The sequence below is a fragment of the Magnetococcus marinus MC-1 genome, from assembly GCF_000014865.1.
GTDB lineage: Bacteria > Pseudomonadota > Magnetococcia > Magnetococcales > Magnetococcaceae > Magnetococcus > Magnetococcus marinus.
The window spans coordinates 876,568-897,901 of the sequence record NC_008576.1 but is presented as its reverse complement, the minus strand read 5'-3'; the positions used below and the strand labels follow the sequence as shown (position 1 = coordinate 897,901).

Annotated in this window: 1 protein-coding gene; it reads left to right on the top strand. The window is 58.0% G+C overall.

Annotated elements, in window-relative coordinates; all coding sequences use genetic code 11:
• The first annotated feature begins 11 nt into the window (after positions 1–11).
• Positions 12–21,113 (top strand): hypothetical protein, encoded by a 21,102-nt coding sequence (locus MMC1_RS03725; protein ID WP_041640760.1) that lies wholly within the window; start codon positions 12–14, stop codon positions 21,111–21,113.
• Positions 21,114–21,334: the final 221 nt, after the last annotated feature.

Here is a 21,334-nt window from a genome sequence, read left to right as displayed (position 1 = left end):
AGGAGATGATCATGGCTGAAGATACTGGCAACCAAACCCCCACGGTTCAAGTAACCGCTGACGATGGTGAAGAGGCCCGGCAGAATCTGGACGACATGACTGTCCTGCAAAACGACAATAGTGTCAATTTGGACGCTGAGCAGCAGCAGGGACACGATGGCAGCCGCAATCAGAATGAAGACCTGCAAAGCATGTCGACCATTCAGATGGGCAGCCGAGTTATACCCAATGAGTCGGTTACCACCGATGCTGAGATAGCCGCTGTGGAGAGCGGCACGGTTGAGGTTGAGAAGACCGATAACGAAGCCCCCGTGCAAGCAGAGAGCAACAGCGTGGATGCACAAGAGGCCGATGGTGGTGATTTTGCCATCACCCCCCCCACGGCGGGCATTGCATCCCAGGCTGGTTTCCAGTTTGGTTTGCCTGAGACCGAAGTGGCGATCCCAGCCAACAACGAGAGTGAGCCGAATGCTGCTGTCGATGAGCCTGCCGCTATCGCCACCCCTGAGCAGACCGCTTTTGCCCCTGAGGCCACCACCCCAGAGGTTGTTGAAGAAGAGGTGGCAGCTGAAGAAGAGGCTGTTGTTGAAGAAGAGACACCGGATGAGACAGAGGTTGACGACACCTTGCTGGCCGATGGCATTACTTTAACGCCCGAAGCTGCCGCCGGGAACGAAGATGGTTGGATTGATATCAACCTCAACGTCTCTCAAGAGGATGGCGCGGAACAGTTGGTTGTTAAGATTGAAGGGGTCCCAGAAGGTTCTGAAATCCGTTCGGATGCTGCGGATGCTTTCCTGGCAGAAAATCCTGACGCGGAAAACCCCATTGTCGACAATGGCGATGGCACTTGGACCATCACTGGGGATTTTGCCGATGGCTTGCAACTGCTGCCCCCTGCGGATTCCAACGAAGATTTTACCCTTAACGTTACGGCTACCACCACAGAGACCTCATCGGGTCTTTCTAATACCGTCACCGCAGATTTGAATGTGACGGTGGCCTCGGTGGCCGATGCGCCAGAATTGAGCGCCGCTGATGCCACAGGCAATGAAGATGCCACCACCATCCCTCTGAACATTGAGACCGCCATCACCGATATGGATGGCTCTGAGTCCATCACCTCGGTGGTGATCTCGGGTGTGCCCGATACCGTTACCCTCTCGGCGGGTACCGACAATGGCGATGGCACCTGGACCCTGGAAGCCGGGGATCTGGATGGCCTCTCCGCCACCGTGGATGGCAACGTCTCCGGTGTGTTTGACATGGGCGTTACGGTTAATGTGCTGGATGTCGATGGTGACAGCGGTGGGGATGATACCACCAGCAGCTCCACCAGCTTTACCCTGACGGTGAATCCCGATGCCGATGAGGTGACCTTTACCGCAGGCAGCGCCAGCGGTGCCGAGGATAGCTGGATTGATGTGAACTCCAGCTTTGCCGTCACCGATACCGACGGCTCCGAGGCGGTGACCGGCGTGACCATCACCGGTATTCCTGAGGGTGCGACCCTGCAAATGGCCGATGGCACCCCCATTGAGATCACCGATGGTTCCGCCACCCTGAGCATGGATCAAGTCACCGACAATGGCGATGGCAGCTACAGCCTAGCTGGCTTGCAGGTGATGGCCCCGGCGGACTCCAACGAAAACTTTGAGTTAGGCATCCGCGTCACCACCACTGACGACAATGGGGTGAGCACCGACAGCGAAATCACCACGGGCAGCATCTCCGTCGAGGTGGCCTCGGTGGCCGATGCCCCTGACTTGAGCGCCGCTGATGCCACAGGCAATGAAGATGCCACCACCATCCCTCTGAACATTGAGACCGCCATCACCGATATGGATGGTTCTGAGTCCATCACCTCGGTGGTGATCTCGGGTGTGCCCGATACCGTCACCCTGTCGGCGGGTACCGACAATGGCGATGGCACCTGGACCCTGGAAGCCGGGGATCTGGATGGCCTCTCCGCCACCGTGGATGGCAACGTCTCCGGTGTGTTTGACATGGGCGTTACGGTTAATGTGCTGGATGTCGATGGTGACAGCGGTGGGGATGATACCACCAGCAGCTCCACCAGCTTTACCCTGACGGTGAATCCCGATGCCGATGAGGTGACCTTTACCGCAGGCAGCGCCAGCGGTGCCGAGGATAGCTGGATTGATGTGAACTCCAGCTTTGCCGTCACCGATACCGACGGCTCCGAGGCGGTGACCGGCGTGACCATCACCGGCATTCCTGAGGGTGCGACCCTGCAAATGGCCGATGGCACCCCCATTGAGATCACCGATGGTTCCGCCACCCTGAGCATGGATCAAGTCACCGACAATGGCGATGGCAGCTACAGCCTAGCTGGCTTGCAGGTGATGGCCCCGGCGGACTCCAACGAAAACTTTGAGTTAGGCATCCGCGTCACCACCACCGACGACAATGGGGTGAGCACCGACAGCGAAATCACCACGGGCAGCATCTCCGTCGAGGTGGCCTCGGTGGCCGATGCCCCTGACTTGAGCGCCGCTGATGCCACAGGCAATGAAGATGCCACCACCATCCCTCTGAACATTGAGACCGCCATCACCGATATGGATGGCTCTGAGTCCATCACCTCGGTGGTGATCTCGGGTGTGCCCGATACCGTTACCCTGTCGGCGGGTACCGACAATGGCGATGGCACCTGGACCCTGGAAGCCGGGGATCTGGATGGCCTCTCCGCCACCGTGGATGGCAACGTCTCCGGTGTGTTTGACATGGGCGTTACGGTTAATGTGCTGGATGTCGATGGTGACAGCGGTGGGGATGATACCACCAGCAGCTCCACCAGCTTTACCCTGACGGTGAATCCCGATGCCGATGAGGTGACCTTTACCGCAGGCAGCGCCAGCGGTGCCGAGGATAGCTGGATTGATGTGAACTCCAGCTTTGCCATCACCGATACCGATGGCTCCGAGGCGGTGACCGGCGTGACCATCACCGGCATTCCTGAGGGTGCGACCCTGCAAATGGCCGATGGCACCCCCATTGAGATCACCGATGGTTCCGCCACCCTGAGCATGGATCAAGTCACCGACAATGGCGATGGCAGCTACAGCCTAGCTGGCTTGCAGGTGATGGCCCCGGCGGATTCCAACGACAACTTTGAGTTAGGCATCCGCGTCACCACCACCGACGACAATGGTGCGACTACCGACAGCGAAATCACCAATGGCACCATCTCCGTGGAGGTGGCCTCGGTGGCTGATGCGCCAGAATTGAGCGCGGGGGATGTGACCGGCGGTGAAGATGCCACCACCATCCCCTTGGATATCGCCTCTGCGGTTACCGATATGGATGGCTCTGAGTCCATCACCTCGGTGGTGATCTCGGGTGTGCCCGATACCGTCACCCTGTCGGCGGGTACCGACAATGGCGATGGCACCTGGACCCTGGAAGCCGGGGATCTGGATGGCCTCTCCGCCACCGTGGATGGCAACGTCTCCGGTGTGTTTGACATGGGCGTTACGGTTAATGTGCTGGATGCCGATGGTGACAGCGGTGGGGATGATACCAGCAGCGCCTCCACCAGCTTTACCCTGACGGTGAATCCCGATGCCGATGAGGTGACCTTTACCGCAGGCAGCGCCAGCGGTGCCGAGGATAGCTGGATTGATGTGAACTCCAGCTTTGCCGTCACCGATACCGACGGCTCCGAGGCGGTGACCGGCGTGACCATCACCGGCATTCCTGAGGGTGCGACCCTGCAAATGGCCGATGGCACCCCCATTGAGATCACCGATGGTTCCGCCACCCTGAGCATGGATCAAGTCACCGACAATGGCGATGGCAGCTACAGCCTAGCTGGCTTGCAGGTGATGGCCCCGGCGGACTCCAACGAAAACTTTGAGTTAGGCATCCGCGTCACCACCACCGACGACAATGGGGTGAGCACCGACAGCGAAATCACCAATGGCACCATCTCCGTAGAGGTCTCCTCGGTGGCCGATGCGCCAGAATTGAGCGCGGGGGATGTGACCGGCGGTGAAGATGCCACCACCATCCCCTTGGATATCGCCTCTGCGGTTACCGATATGGATGGTTCTGAGTCCATCACCTCGGTGGTGATCTCGGGTGTGCCCGATACCGTCACCCTCTCGGCGGGTACCGACAATGGCGATGGCACCTGGACCCTGGAAGCCGGAGATCTGGATGGCCTCTCCGCCACCGTGGATGGCAACGTCTCCGGTGTGTTTGACATGGGCGTTACGGTTAATGTGCTGGATGCCGATGGTGACAGCGGTGGGGATGATACCAGCAGCGCCTCCACCAGCTTTACCCTGACGGTGAATCCCGATGCCGATGAGGTGACCTTTACCGCAGGCAGCGCCAGCGGTGCCGAGGATAGCTGGATTGATGTGAATTCCAGCTTTGCCGTCACCGATACCGACGGCTCCGAGGCGGTGACCGGCGTGACCATCACCGGTATTCCTGAGGGTGCGACCCTGCAAATGGCCGATGGCACCCCCATTGAGATCACCGATGGTTCCGCCACCCTGAGCATGGATCAAGTCACCGACAATGGCGATGGCAGCTACAGCCTAGCTGGCTTGCAGGTGATGGCCCCGGCGGACTCCAACGAAAACTTTGAGTTAGGCATCCGCGTCACCACCACCGACGACAATGGGGTGAGCACCGACAGCGAAATCACCAATGGCACCATCTCCGTAGAGGTCTCCTCGGTGGCCGATGCGCCAGAATTGAGCGCGGGGGATGTGACCGGCGGTGAAGATGCCACCACCATCCCCTTGGATATCGCCTCTGCGGTTACCGATATGGATGGCTCTGAGTCCATCACTTCGGTGGTGATCTCGGGTGTGCCCGATACCGTCACCCTGTCGGCGGGTACCGACAATGGCGATGGCACCTGGACCCTGGAAGCCGGGGATCTGGATGGCCTCTCCGCCACCGTGGATGGCAACGTCTCCGGTGTGTTTGACATGGGCGTTACGGTTAATGTGCTGGATGCCGATGGTGACAGCGGTGGGGATGATACCAGCAGCGCCTCCACCAGCTTTACCCTGACGGTGAATCCCGATGCCGATGAGGTGACCTTTACCGCAGGCAGCGCCAGCGGTGCCGAGGATAGCTGGATTGATGTGAACTCCAGCTTTGCCGTCACCGATACCGATGGCTCCGAGGCGGTGACCGGCGTGACCATCACCGGTATTCCTGAGGGTGCGACCCTGCAAATGGCCGATGGCACCCCCATTGAGATCACCGATGGTTCCGCCACCCTGAGCATGGATCAAGTCACCGACAATGGCGATGGCAGCTACAGCCTAGCTGGCTTGCAGGTGATGGCCCCGGCGGACTCCAACGAAAACTTTGAGTTAGGCATCCGCGTCACCACCACCGACGACAATGGGGTGAGCACCGATAGTGAAATCACCAATGGCACCATCTCCGTCGAGGTGGCCTCGGTGGCTGATGCCCCTGAGTTGAGCGCGGGGGATGTGACCGGCGGTGAAGATGCCACCACCATCCCCTTGGATATCGCCTCTGCGGTTACCGATATGGATGGCTCTGAGTCCATCACCTCGGTGGTGATCTCGGGTGTGCCCGATACCGTCACCCTGTCGGCGGGTACCGACAATGGCGATGGCACCTGGACCCTGGAAGCCGGGGATCTGGATGGCCTCTCTGCCACCGTGGATGGCAACGTCTCCGGTGTGTTTGACATGGGCGTTACGGTTAATGTGCTGGATGTCGATGGTGACAGCGGTGGGGATGATACCACCAGCAGCTCCACCAGCTTTACCCTGACGGTGAATCCCGATGCCGATGAGGTGACCTTTACCGCAGGCAGCGCCAGCGGTGCCGAGGATAGCTGGATTGATGTGAACTCCAGCTTTGCCGTCACCGATACCGACGGCTCCGAGGCGGTGACCGGCGTGACCATCACCGGCATTCCTGAGGGTGCGACCCTGCAAATGGCCGATGGCACCCCCATTGAGATCACCGATGGTTCCGCCACCCTGAGCATGGATCAAGTCACCGACAATGGCGATGGCAGCTACAGCCTAGCTGGCTTGCAGGTGATGGCCCCGGCGGACTCCAACGAAAACTTTGAGTTAGGCATCCGCGTCACCACCACCGACGATAATGGGGTGAGCACCGACAGCGAAATCACCAATGGCAGCATCTCCGTCGAGGTCTCCTCGGTGGCCGATGCGCCAGAATTGAGCGCGGGGGATGTGACCGGCGGTGAAGATGCCACCACCATCCCCTTGGATATCGCCTCTGCGGTTACCGATATGGATGGCTCTGAGTCCATCACCTCGGTGGTGATCTCGGGTGTGCCCGATACCGTCACCCTCTCGGCGGGTACCGACAATGGCGATGGCACCTGGACCCTGGAAGCCGGGGATCTGGATGGCCTCTCCGCCACCGTGGATGGCAACGTCTCCGGTGTGTTTGACATGGGCGTTACGGTTAATGTGCTGGATGCCGATGGTGACAGCGGTGGGGATGATACCAGCAGCGCCTCCACCAGCTTTACCCTGACGGTGAATCCCGATGCCGATGAGGTGACCTTTACCGCAGGCAGCGCCAGCGGTGCCGAGGATAGCTGGATTGATGTGAACTCCAGCTTTGCCGTCACCGATACCGACGGCTCCGAGGCGGTGACCGGCGTGACCATCACCGGCATTCCTGAGGGTGCGACCTTGCAAATGGCCGATGGCACCCCCATTGAGATCACCGATGGTTCCGCCACCCTGAGCATGGATCAAGTCACCGACAATGGCGATGGCAGCTACAGCCTAGCTGGCTTGCAGGTGATGGCCCCGGCGGACTCCAACGAAAACTTTGAGTTAGGCATCCGCGTCACCACCACCGACGACAATGGGGTGAGCACCGACAGCGAAATCACCACGGGCAGCATCTCCGTGGAGGTGGCCTCGGTGGCTGATGCGCCAGAATTGAGCGCCGCTGATGCCACAGGCAATGAAGATGCCACCACCATCCCTCTGAACATTGAGACCGCCATCACCGATATGGATGGCTCTGAGTCCATCACCTCGGTGGTGATCTCGGGTGTGCCCGATACCGTCACCCTCTCGGCGGGTACCGACAATGGCGATGGCACCTGGACCCTGGAAGCCGGGGATCTGGATGGCCTCTCCGCCACCGTGGATGGCAACGTCTCCGGTGTGTTTGACATGGGCGTTACGGTTAATGTGCTGGATGCCGATGGTGACAGCGGTGGGGATGATACCAGCAGCGCCTCCACCAGCTTTACCCTGACGGTGAATCCCGATGCCGATGAGGTGACCTTTACCGCAGGCAGCGCCAGCGGTGCCGAGGATAGCTGGATTGATGTGAACTCCAGCTTTGCCGTCACCGATACCGACGGCTCCGAGGCGGTGACCGGCGTGACCATTACCGGCATTCCTGAGGGTGCGACCCTGCAAATGGCCGATGGTACCCCCATTGAGATCACCGATGGTTCCGCCACCCTGAGCATGGATCAAGTCACCGACAATGGCGATGGCAGCTACAGCCTAGCTGGCTTGCAGGTGATGGCCCCGGCGGACTCCAACGAAAACTTTGAGTTAGGCATCCGCGTCACCACCACCGACGACAATGGGGTGAGCACCGACAGCGAAATCACCACGGGCAGCATCTCCGTGGAGGTGGCCTCGGTGGCTGATGCGCCAGAATTGAGCGCCGCTGATGCCTCAGGCAATGAAGATGCCACCACCATCCCCTTGGATATCGCCGCTGCGGTCACCGATACCGATGGTTCGGAGTCCATCACCTCGGTGGTGATCTCCGATGTGCCCGATACCGTCACCCTGTCGGCGGGTACCGACAATGGGGATGGCACTTGGACCCTCTCGGTGGAGGATCTGGACGGTCTTTCTGCCACGGTGGATGGTGATGTCTCTGGCGTCTTTAATATGGGCGTTACGGTCAATGTGCTGGATGTCGATGGTGACAGCGGTGGGGATGATACCACATCGGTCTCTTCACAGTTTACCCTGACGGTCAACCCAGAAGCGGATGGGGTGGAGATCACCGCCGGCAGCGCATCCGGTAGCGAAGATCAGTGGATCTCCGTCAATGAGCCCACCTTTATTATTCAAGACAGTGACGGGTCTGAATCGGTCACGGGGGTTACCATCACCGGTATTCCTGAAGGGACCGAACTGCGTTTGGCCGATGGCACTGAGATCACCGTGGAGGCCGATGGCACTGCCGTTATCCCCATGGGTGCGGTCTCTGAAACCGCTACCGAGGGAACCTTTACCATTGATGGTTTGGAGATCAAGGCACCCAGCGACTCCAATGTGGACTTCTCCTTGGGCATTACGGTCGAAACCACCGACACCAACGGTGTAACCAGTGATACGGTGCTGGATAGTGGTGCGATCAATGTTGAAGTGGTTTCGGTCGCGGATGCACCGGATCTGGTGGCCAACGATGTCACCGGCAATGAAGATGCCGCCACCATTAACCTAGATATCGCCACTGCGGTTACCGATGTGGATGGTTCTGAATCCATTAGCTCGGTGGTCATTACCAATGTTCCTGAGAGCATGACGCTGAGTGCCGGTACCGACAATGGCGATGGCACCTGGACCCTGGAGGTTGGCGATCTGGAGGGCTTGACCGCCAGTGTGGAGGGCGATCTTTCCGGCAGTTGGGACCTTGGGGTTACGGTTAATGTGCTGGATGCCGACGCCGACGGTGCCGCTGGGGATGATGTGACCAGCCGCAGCACCAACTTTACCGTAACGGTTACGCCGGATGCCGATGGTGTCACCATTACCGATGGCAGTGGCTCTGGGGTTGAAGATCAATGGATCTCCGTCAATGAGCCCTTGTTTGAGATTCAAGATACCGATGGTTCTGAAACGGTAACGGGCGTGACCATCACGGGCATTCCTGAAGGTGCTGAAGTACGCATGGATGACGGTACAGCCATTGAAGTGACCGATGGTAGTGCCACCATTCCCATGTCGTATGTGACCGATCTTGGGGATAATACGTTCACCATCAATGGTCTGGAAGTCAAAGCCCCGGCGGATTCGAATGCTAATTTCTCCCTGGGTATCGACATTGAAACCACAGATAGCAATGGCGTTACCAGCGACACCACCATTGATAGCGGCTCGATCAGCATTGAGGTTATCAGCGATGCTGATGCCCCCGACTTGAGCGCGGGGGATGTAACCGGCGGTGAAGATGCCACCACCATCCCCTTGGATATCGCCTCTGCGGTTACCGATATGGATGGCTCTGAGTCCATCACCTCGGTGGTGATCTCGGGTGTGCCCGACACCGTCACCCTCTCGGCGGGTACCGACAATGGCGATGGCACCTGGACCCTGGAAGCCGGGGATCTGGATGGCCTCTCTGCCACCGTGGATGGCAACGTCTCCGGTGTGTTTGACATGGGCGTTACGGTTAATGTGCTGGATGCCGATGGTGACAGCGGTGGGGATGATACCACCAGCGCCTCCACCAGCTTTACCCTGACGGTGAATCCCGATGCCGATGAGGTGACCTTTACCGCAGGCAGCGCCAGCGGTGCCGAGGATAGCTGGATTGATGTGAACTCCAGCTTTGCCGTCACCGATACCGACGGCTCCGAGGCGGTGACCGGCGTGACCATCACCGGCATTCCTGAGGGTGCGACCCTGCAAATGGCCGATGGCACCCCCATTGAGATCACCGATGGTTCCGCCACCCTGAGCATGGATCAAGTCACCGACAATGGCGATGGCAGCTACAGCCTAGCTGGCTTGCAGGTGATGGCCCCGGCGGACTCCAACGAAAACTTTGAGTTAGGCATCCGCGTCACCACCACCGACGACAATGGGGTGAGCACCGATACCGAGATCACCAATGGCAGCATCTCCGTGGAGGTGGCCTCGGTGGCTGATGCGCCAGAGTTGAGCGCGGGGGATGTGACCGGCGGTGAAGATGCCACCACCATCCCCTTGGATATCGCCTCTGCGGTTACCGATATGGATGGTTCTGAGTCCATCACCTCGGTGGTGATCTCGGGTGTGCCCGATACCGTCACCCTCTCGGCGGGTACCGACAATGGCGATGGCACCTGGACCCTGGAAGCCGGGGATCTGGATGGCCTCTCCGCCACCGTGGATGGCAACGTCTCCGGTGTGTTTGACATGGGCGTTACGGTTAATGTGCTGGATGCCGATGGTGACAGCGGTGGGGATGATACCAGCAGCGCCTCCACCAGCTTTACCCTGACGGTGAATCCCGATGCCGATGAGGTGACCTTTACCGCAGGCAGCGCCAGCGGTGCCGAGGATAGCTGGATTGATGTGAACTCCAGCTTTGCCGTCACCGATACCGACGGCTCCGAGGCGGTGACCGGCGTGACCATCACCGGCATTCCTGAGGGTGCGACCCTGCAAATGGCCGATGGCACCCCCATTGAGATCACCGATGGTTCCGCCACCCTGAGCATGGATCAAGTCACCGACAATGGCGATGGCAGCTACAGCCTAGCTGGCTTGCAGGTGATGGCCCCGGCGGATTCCAACGACAACTTTGAGTTAGGCATCCGCGTCACCACCACCGACGACAATGGTGCGACTACCGACAGCGAAATCACCAATGGCACCATCTCCGTGGAGGTGGCCTCGGTGGCTGATGCGCCAGAATTGAGCGCGGGGGATGTGACCGGCGGTGAAGATGCCACCACCATCCCCTTGGATATCGCCTCTGCGGTTACCGATATGGATGGCTCTGAGTCCATCACCTCGGTGGTGATCTCGGGTGTGCCCGATACCGTCACCCTGTCGGCGGGTACCGACAATGGCGATGGCACCTGGACCCTGGAAGCCGGGGATCTGGATGGCCTCTCCGCCACCGTGGATGGCAACGTCTCCGGTGTGTTTGACATGGGCGTTACGGTTAATGTGCTGGATGCCGATGGTGACAGCGGTGGGGATGATACCAGCAGCGCCTCCACCAGCTTTACCCTGACGGTGAATCCCGATGCCGATGAGGTGACCTTTACCGCAGGCAGCGCCAGCGGTGCCGAGGATAGCTGGATTGATGTGAACTCCAGCTTTGCCGTCACCGATACCGACGGCTCCGAGGCGGTGACCGGCGTGACCATCACCGGCATTCCTGAGGGTGCGACCCTGCAAATGGCCGATGGCACCCCCATTGAGATCACCGATGGTTCCGCCACCCTGAGCATGGATCAAGTCACCGACAATGGCGATGGCAGCTACAGCCTAGCTGGCTTGCAGGTGATGGCCCCGGCGGATTCCAACGACAACTTTGAGTTAGGCATCCGCGTCACCACCACCGACGACAATGGTGCGACTACCGACAGCGAAATCACCACAGGCACCATCTCCGTGGAGGTGGCCTCGGTGGCTGATGCGCCAGAATTGAGCGCGGGGGATGTGACCGGCGGTGAAGATGCCACCACCATCCCCTTGGATATCGCCTCTGCGGTTACCGATATGGATGGCTCTGAGTCCATCACCTCGGTGGTGATCTCGGGTGTGCCCGATACCGTCACCCTGTCGGCGGGTACCGACAATGGCGATGGCACCTGGACCCTGGAAGCCGGGGATCTGGATGGCCTCTCCGCCACCGTGGATGGCAACGTCTCCGGTGTGTTTGACATGGGCGTTACGGTTAATGTGCTGGATGCCGATGGTGACAGCGGTGGGGATGATACCAGCAGCAGCTCCACCAGCTTTACCCTGACGGTGAATCCCGATGCCGATGAGGTGACCTTTACCGCAGGCAGCGCCAGCGGTGCCGAGGATAGCTGGATTGATGTGAACTCCAGCTTTGCCGTCACCGATACCGACGGCTCCGAGGCGGTGACCGGCGTGACCATTACCGGCATTCCTGAGGGTGCGACCCTGCAAATGGCCGATGGTACCCCCATTGAGATCACCGATGGTTCCGCCACCCTGAGCATGGATCAAGTCACCGACAATGGCGATGGCAGCTACAGCCTAGCTGGCTTGCAGGTGATGGCCCCGGCGGATTCCAACGTGGACTTTGAACTGGGTATCCGCGTCACCACCATCGACGACAATGGTGCGACCACCGATACCGAGATCACCAATGGCACCATCTCCGTTGAAGTAACCGGCGTGGCCGATGATCCGAGCTTGACCGTTAACGATACCACCGGTACGGAAGATCAGGCCATTACCCTGGATATCAGCGGTGGTTTGGCAGATGTGGATGGTTCTGAGACCCTGGTGGTCACCATTGGTGGTGTGCCCGCTGGGGCGCAGCTCTCTGCGGGTACCGACAATGGCGATGGCACTTGGACCATTACCAGCACAGGGGATGCCCCAGTTGACTTTAGCGCCATTCAGTTGACCGATCTGCCCGAGGATTATAGCGGTAAGTTTGATCTGGATGTCTCTTGGAACCTTAATGATGTTGGTGACGATGGCGTCACGGTGGATGATTCCTTAAACGGTTCGTCCAGCTTTACAGTGACGGTTAACCCCGACGCCGATGCACCTGACCTGAATGTGGGGGATGTGGTGGGTCAAGAGGATGCCACCAGCATTCCTCTGGATATCGCCGCAGCGGTCACCGATACCGATGGTTCGGAATCCATCACCTCGGTGGTGATCTCCGATGTGCCCGACACCGTGACCCTGTCGGCGGGCACCGACAATGGGGATGGTACCTGGACCCTCTCTGTGGGGGATCTGGACGGTCTTTCTGCCACGGTGGATGGCGATGTCTCTGGCGTCTTTAATATGGGCGTTACCGTACATGTGTTGGATGATGGTGCCAACAGTGGCGGTACGGACACCACTTCGGTCTCTTCGCAGTTTACCCTGACGGTCAACCCCGAAGCGGATGGGGTGGAGATTACCGCAGGCAGCGCCTCCGGTCGTGAAGATCAGTGGATCTCGGTCAACGAGCCCACCTTTGCTCTGCAAGACACGGATGGGTCTGAATCGGTAACGGGCGTTACCCTTACGGGTATTCCCGATGGTACAGAGATCCGCTTGGCTGATGGCACGGAGATCACGGTTAATGCCGATGGCACCGCCGTTATCCCCATGGGGGCTGTGACTGAAACCGCCACCGAGGGAACCTTTACCATTGATGGTTTGGAGATCAAGGCACCCAGCGACTCCAATGTGGACTTCTCCTTGGGCATTACGGTCGAAACCACCGACAGCAACGGTGTAACCAGTGATACGGTGCTGGATAGTGGTGCGATCAATGTTGAAGTGGTTTCGGTCGCGGATGCACCGGATCTGGTGGCCAACAATGTGGCCGGCAATGAAGATGCCGCCACCATCCCCTTGGATATTGCCGCCGCCGTCACCGATATGGATGGCTCCGAGTCCATCACTTCGGTGGTGATCTCGGGTGTGCCCGATACCGTCACCCTGTCGGCGGGTACCGACAATGGCGATGGCACCTGGACCCTGGAAGCCGGAGATCTGGATGGCCTCTCCGCCACCGTGGATGGCGATGTCTCTGGCGTGTTTGACATGGGCGTTACCGTTAATGTGCTGGATGCCGACGCGGACGGCGCGGCGGGGGATGATACGACCAGCCGCAGCACCAGCTTTACCCTGACGGTGAATCCCGACTCCGATGGTGTGAGCATTGTGGATGGCAGCGCCTCGGGTTTGGAAGATCAGTGGATCTCGGTCAATGAGCCGGTCTTCACCCTGCTGGATACAGACGGATCTGAGCATGTCACGGGGGTGGTCATTACCGGTATTCCAGCGGGTGCGGAATTGCAGATGAGCGATGGCACCCCCATTAACGTCAACAATGGCCGCGCCACCATCCCCATGGATTATGTGGTGGAGGGCGATGCCGAGAACAGCTACACCATTAATGGTCTGGAGATTAAGGCCCCGGCGGATTCCAACGTGGACTTTGAACTGGGTATCCGTGTTACCACCACCGACAGCAATGGTGTCACCAACGACACGGCGCGCACCAATGGCACCATCTCCGTTGAAGTAACCGGCGTGGCCGATGATCCAAGCCTTGCCTTTAACGATACCACCGGTACGGAAGATCAGGCCATTACCCTGGATATCAGCGGTGGTTTGGCGGATGTGGATGGTTCTGAGACCCTGGTGGTCACCATCGGTGGTGTGCCCGCTGGGGCGCAGCTCTCTGCGGGTACCGACAATGGCGATGGCACTTGGACCATTACCAGCACAGGGGATGCCCCAGTTGACTTTAGCGCCATTCAGTTGACCGATCTGCCCGAGGATTATAGCGGTCAGTTTGGTTTGGATGTCTCTTGGAACCTTAATGACTACGCTGAAGATGGCGTGACGGTGGATGATGCCCTGAGCGGTTCATCCAGCTTTACGGTGACGGTGAACCCTGATGCCGATGAGGTAAGCGTTACGTCCAGTGCATCGGGTAGTGAGGATAGCTGGATTGATGTGAGCACCAGCTTTGCCATCACCGATAACGATGGTTCGGAGTCGGTGGGTAGTGTTACCTTCTCGGGTCTGCCGGCGGGGGCGTCTCTGCAAATTGTGGATCCTGATAGCGGGGATATTATTGATCTGGGCACCTCTACCGGGACGGGGGATAGCTTTACCATTCCGGCTGAGTATGTGGTTACCAGCGATCATGAGAACTTTGAAGTGGTCGGTTTGCAAGTGCAGGCCCCTGCCGACTCCAACGTTGACTTTAACATGAATCTTAATGTTGAAGTGACCGACGACAATGGCATAACCACCGATACCATTACCAGCACCAACGCGGTGCATGTGGAGGTGGTTGGTGTGGCCGATGGCGTGCAGAACATGGCCGATGCCCAAGATGTGGATGTGCGTGAGGATAACTGGTTCTATCTGAACAGCAGCAGCAACGGTCCTGGCATCTCCAGTGATTTGATTGACACCGATGGTTCGGAGCAGATCTTCTACCAGATCAACGCCGACAGCAGCGATGTCAAACTGCAAGTTAAAGTGGGCAACAACTGGACCACCCAATCCACCGATGGCGATGGTAACTGGAACGTCTCGGCGGCGGATGTGGACTCTGGCAAGGTGCGCATGTATGGCGGTTCTAACGAAGACAGCGACTTTACGGTCAACGTCAACGCCTACACCAAGGATTTTGCTGAAGATGGCAGCACGGTGGATGATGTCAGTTCGCTGCAATCCACCAGTTTTTCGGTGAACGTGCAGTCTGATGCCGACGGCACCAAGATCTCCTTTAGCGGTGCGGGTGTTGAAGATACGGCGATCACCATCAACAACTCGATCCAGCTTAATGATACCGATGGTTCTGAGAGCTTGCAGGGTCCGGTGATCATCTCTGGGGTGCCTGAGGGTGCGACTCTGAGCATTGTTGGGGATAATGCGGGCTTTATTCATGACAATGGCGATGGCAGCTACTCCATTGATCAAGAGGCGTTGAGCCCCACGGCCAATAATGCCCATGGCGACTATAAGTGGGAGATTCCTGGACTGACCTTTACCCCGGCGGAGAATGATTCGACGGATGTTAAGCTGACCTTTACCACCACCACGGTGGAGGCCACTGATGATGGCAATGGTTATGCCACGCAGTTGACCAGCAAAGCGGTTACGATCCGTGTGGATGCGGATGCGGATGGGGCGACCATCAACACGGTGGATGCCCATGGGCTTGAGGATCATGCCATTAGTCTGGAGCCTACCATCACCCTGAATGGGGATATTGATGGATCTGAGACCATTTTGGGGGATGTGATTATCACCTCGGATGATCCTGGTGCGGCGGGTGCGACGATGGTTGTGAATGGTGTGACCATTCAGAGCAGCAGCCATACGGTGACCACACCGGTGACTGATGGTGCGGGCAACGTGGTACTGGGTGACAATGGCAAGCCGCAGACCACCACCGAGACCACCACCACATGGCGGGTACCCACCGCTCTGCTGTCGGTTACGGTGGATGGAGATGGCAACACCACCGGTTGGACCTTTGACACGATGACGGTGACACCGCCCGAGAACAGCGATGCCGATTTCCAGTTGGATTTCGCCTTGGTCATTAGTGATGACGGGCAAGATACCGCCATGGCCACTGGCAGCATCCATGTTGAGGTGGATGCGGTGGCTGACGCGCCAGAACTGAGCGTGGGCAACGTGGGCGGTACCGAAGACACCGCCATTAGCCTTAACATCAACGCGGCGCTGGTGGATGTGGATGGCTCTGAGAGCATGAGTGTGGTGATTGCGGGGGTTCCCAGTGGTGCCATGCTGAGCGCAGGTACGGACAATGGTGATGGCACGTGGACATTGGAGCCGGGAGATCTGCAAGGGTTGACCATTACCCCACCGGCGCAGAGCAATGATGCGATGCATCTTACGGTGACGGCCACCTCGACGGAGAGCAACCCTACCACCGATCAGGATGCGGGTACGGTGGATACCCCCAGTGCCTCGACCAGCGCCAGTTTTAGTGTGACGGTGATTGGGGATGCGGATGCGGCGGAGTTTGGGGATCTTTCTGCCAGCATGGTGGAGGATCAGGTGGTTGCGGGTGCGCCCAATGGTTCGGTATTGCTGGATTTGACCAGTATTACGCTGGGTGCGGATGCAGATGACAACTCGGAACAGTTGTCGGTGGTGTTGAGCATTCCCAATGATGCCCCTGCGGGCACCTATTTGTGGGCACCGGAGGCGGATGATCTGAGCTATGCGGGCAATGGCAACTGGGTGGTTAGTGAAGATGCCATGGGTTCGATTCGACTGGTGACGCCGGAGGATTATTCGGGTGAGATCAACGTGGATGTGGCCATTACGGTGACGGAGCGTGGTTTCCAGGTGGATGATCAGGGCAACTTGATGTTGGATGGCAACGGCGAGCGCATTGAGTTGACCGGTGGGGATAAGTGGACCACCACGGAGCAGTTCCATGTGACGGTGATTGCGGACGCGGATGAGCCGCACATCAGCATACAAGCGGCGGGTCATGAGGATATGGATGGGGGTATTCCTTTTACCATCTCTCCCAGTGTGACCGATGGCAACGCCCATGGTGGGGCGGAGGTGATCACTTCGGTGACGGTATCTGACATTCCGGCCAACGTGGTGTTGATGCAGGATGGCCTGCCGTTGACCCCGGATGCGGATGGCAACTATGTGTTTGAGCCGGACAATCTGGATGGTTTGACCCTGGTTACGCCGACCCACAGTAACGAAGATTTTCAGGTTACGGTGACGGCCACGGCCATGGATAACAATGGCGATGTGGAGAGCAACAGCGTTGTTCACACAGTCGATGTGGTGGGTGTGGCCGATGGGGTGAATGATCTGGTTGCCGGTCAGAGTGCCGATGCCACAGCGCTGGTATTGCAGATCGCCAAGGGGACCAACAGCGCTCATGCCGGTGAGTTTGAAATTTTCATCGACGGTGAGAGCGTTGGCACCTATCAGACGGATGTCTTCCATAACAATGGCAACGATGCTTGGGACACCCTGACCATCAATGATGTGGATTTCAGTCAGGTTGATCCCAACAGCATCACCTTCCAACCCACCAGTAACCAGTCGAACATTCTGATCAAAGGGGTGGAGATTGCGGGACATACGTATGATCCTACCAACGGATCGGGGGATTTTTCGGTCAATGGTGATGGCGATGGTGGTGACTATGTGCGTATGGCGGGCAATGGCAAAGAGTTGAGCCTGGATCTAAGCGGTACGGACTTTAGTGACATGCCACTCAATAATGACATTGCGAGTGACGGTGTGCATCAGATCCCCATCCAGATTGAATCGACCATGATTGATCAGGATGGCTCTGAATCACGTTACTATATTGTCAGCGATGTACCCGATGGCGCGTTCTTGGCTGCGGGTGTGGATAGTGATGGTAATGCGATTCACGCAGGCATCAATGCGGGCGAGGGCCAGTGGATCGTTACAGAGGATCAGTTAGGCGCACTACACATTGTGCCCCAGGGTGGTTTGGTAACGGGAGACCATTTTGATATAACCGTAACCGCCGTAACCGTGGAAAACGATGGCGATGTGAACTTTGACAGCCATGTCACGGTGAGCATTCACATTGATACAGACCTGGATCAGAGCTACAACCCAGGCCCTGGTAATGGACACCCCAATAGTGATGTCGCATGGGATGGTGAAGTAAGCGGCGTTTCTATTAGCAGTGGTGGGGTTGGTAACGAAGATAGCAGTATAGATATGGGTATCACCGCAACCTCTTTGCAGGGCAATGCGGGTGGCAATGACGACAATGATAACCAGGGTCAGGGTTCCGGCAACCACGGTTCCGGTAACGATGGTCAGGGCTCCGGTAACCACGCCTCCGGCAACAGCGGTCAGGGTTCCGGTAACCACGGTTCCGGTAACCACGGTTCCGGTAACCACGGTTCCGGTAACAGCGGTCAGGGCTCCGGCAACCACGCCTCCGGTAACAGCGGTCACGGCTCCGGTAACCACGCCTCCGGTAACAGCGGTCACGGCTCCGGCAACCACAGTTCCGGTAACAGCGGTCACGGCTCCGGCAACCACGCCTCCGGTAACAGCGGTCACGGCTCCGGCAACCACAGTTCCGGTAACAGCGGTCACGGCTCCGGTAACCACGCCTCCGGTAACAGCGGTCACGGCTCCGGCAACCACAGTTCCGGTAACAGCGGTCACGGCTCCGGCAACCACAGTTCCGGTAACAGCGGTCACGGCTCCGGCAACCACGCCTCCGGTAACAGCGGTCACGGCTCCGGCAACCACGCCTCCGGTAACAGCGGTCACGGCTCCGGTAACCACGCCTCCGGTAACAGCGGTCACGGCTCCGGTAACGGTGGCCAATGTTCCGGTGGACATGGACAAAACTCTGGCAACAACGCGATTGAACCGCCCCCAGCCGCCGACGCTGGTAATGCACAAAGTAGTTCTGCGGGTTCTGAGATCACCTCGTTTGTGATCGCTGATGCCGACCTGCCAGAGGGAGCCTCTCTATCAGCGGGCATCTTTAATCCACTCAATGGCACCTGGGTCTTTACCGCTGAGCAGGTTGAAACCCTGGAGGTCACACCGCCTGAAGATTTCAGCGGTGAGATGAACATCCCCATGCAAGCGATCACCATTGATGTAAACGGTCAGGAGTTGGTGCAAGATCACATCGTGACTGTAGATGTCAATGCCATAACCGACGGTCCAAACATCCATATCAGCCCTGTGGGCGGGATGGAGGATAGCGCCATTGAGATCCAAGTCACGCTGAACATGCCCGATGCGGATGGCAGCGAGACCCTGAGTGGTGTGGTGATTGTAGAAGGGGTGCCAGAGGGTGCCACCCTGAGCTTGGGTGAGCAGAACCCCGACACCGGTAACTGGGAGATCCCTGTTGCAGAGCTTACGGTGACGGGCAGTGCCGAGGATGGTACCGCCACCTCGTGGCGTACCGATGGCCTGACCCTTACGCCGCCTGAAGATGGAAACACCAACTTTAATCTGACCTTTAAAGCCACCGGTGGTGAAGGTGGGGTCGATGGTGCGGAGGATATTACCGTTAGCGCGACGGTTAATGTCAATGTGGTCGCCGATGCCGATGATGTGCTGCTGACGGTACAAGATCAGGTTGTCACGGGTCTTGAAGATACCGGCTTTGAGCTTGAGGGTCTCTCGGCGGTATTGGATGGCAGCGGAGCAGAGTCGATCAATGTGGTGATCAGTGGCTTCCCAGAGGGGACCACCTTCTCCCATGGCTTTAACAATGGCGATGGCACATGGAGCGTCGCCCCCGATGATCTGGATGATCTGAGCGTTAAACCGCCGGTGGATTTTTCGGGCAACATGGATCTGCAATTGACCTCTTACTCGGTGGACCGTGATCCGGATACCGGTGAGATTGATATTCAGGCCAATAGCTCGGCTGAGTTTACCGTGACCTTTGAGGCTGATGCCGACATCTTTAACGCCTCGGCTGAAGATGCAGCGGGTATTGAAAACTCGGCCATTAGCCTTAACCTGAGTGCGGCATCGCTGGATATGAGTGACGCCTCACCCGAGACCATGCTCATTATCCTGGATGGTTTGCCTGATGGCTCGCAGCTATCCGCAGGGACCGACAATGGGGATGGTACCTGGAGCTTGACCGGCGACCAGCTGAATGGTCTAACCATGACCCCACCGGAAGAGTTTACCGGTACCATCCATGTCACCATGTCGGTCAGCAGTGACCAGAACAATGTCAACGTGGTGGATATGGATCTTGGCTTTACCATTGAGGTGGATGACACCCCCGTGGTGACCATGGATGAGATGCTGGTGTATGACGATATTGGCGATGGTTTGGTGGATATTGGCAGCCATATCACCATCACCGACACCGACAGCCAGAACTTTAGCGGCGCAACCATTGCCATTACCGATGGCGAGGGTGCAGGAGACAGCTTTAGCTTTAATGGCTTCCAAGTCAGTGAGCTGGTGGCCGATGATGGTTCGAGCACCTTTATGATTGATGGCACCAACATTACCGTGAGTGGCGGTGGTTTTGGTGGAGAGGGTGATCTGGTACTCTCTGGTGTAGAGAGCACTGATACCTATGAAAATGTTCTGCACTCCATACAGTTGGATGTGGATGAGCCCGGTACCCGTAGCCTCTCCGTTGAGGTTACTGACGAAGAAGGTGCCACCAGCGAAGCTGGCCTGTTTGATGTGGCGGTCACTCAAGATGAGATCCAGGGTACCGCAGGCGACGATGTTATGACCGGCACCGATGGTAACGATCATCTGAGTGGTGGTGACGGCAATGACATCTTCCAGGGTGGCATGGGCGATGACATCCTCTCCGGTGGTGCTGGGGATGACCTGTTCATCTTTGGCATGAACGATGGTTCTGACTTTATCAGCGGTGGTGCTGACTATAATGATGTGATCCGTATGGATGGCATGACCAGTGATCCGGTGCTGGATCTGGGGGATGTGGGTAACTGGACCATTGACACCAACTCGGACTTTACCTTGCAAACCATCGATGTGGGTGGCGATGTCTTCGATGCCATCACCTTCGATGCGGGCGATGCAGCGGGTTACATCACCTTGGAGGATGGCACCCAAATCGACTTCGACGGCATCGACCAGATCATCTGGTAAATCAGCAACACTTAACCTTACATACCGCCAGGGGGCGTTTGCCCCCTGGCGACTCCGACCGAGCCGGATGACCTTCACGTCATCCGGTTTTTTTTGTGCCAAGATGTCGCAAAAGCGTGACATAGGGGGGAATTCTCAACATTTGATTCTAAAAATGCAGAGCGTCACTTTTACTTACCACGGGAAAAGCGTATGTTAGGCAGCGTCGCGAAGCCTGTCCA

Excerpts from the sequence above, each read along its gene's own strand:
- MMC1_RS03725 (WP_041640760.1), top strand. The coding sequence starts at position 12 with ATGGCTGAAGATACTGGCAACCAAACCCCCACGGTTCAAGTAACCGCT.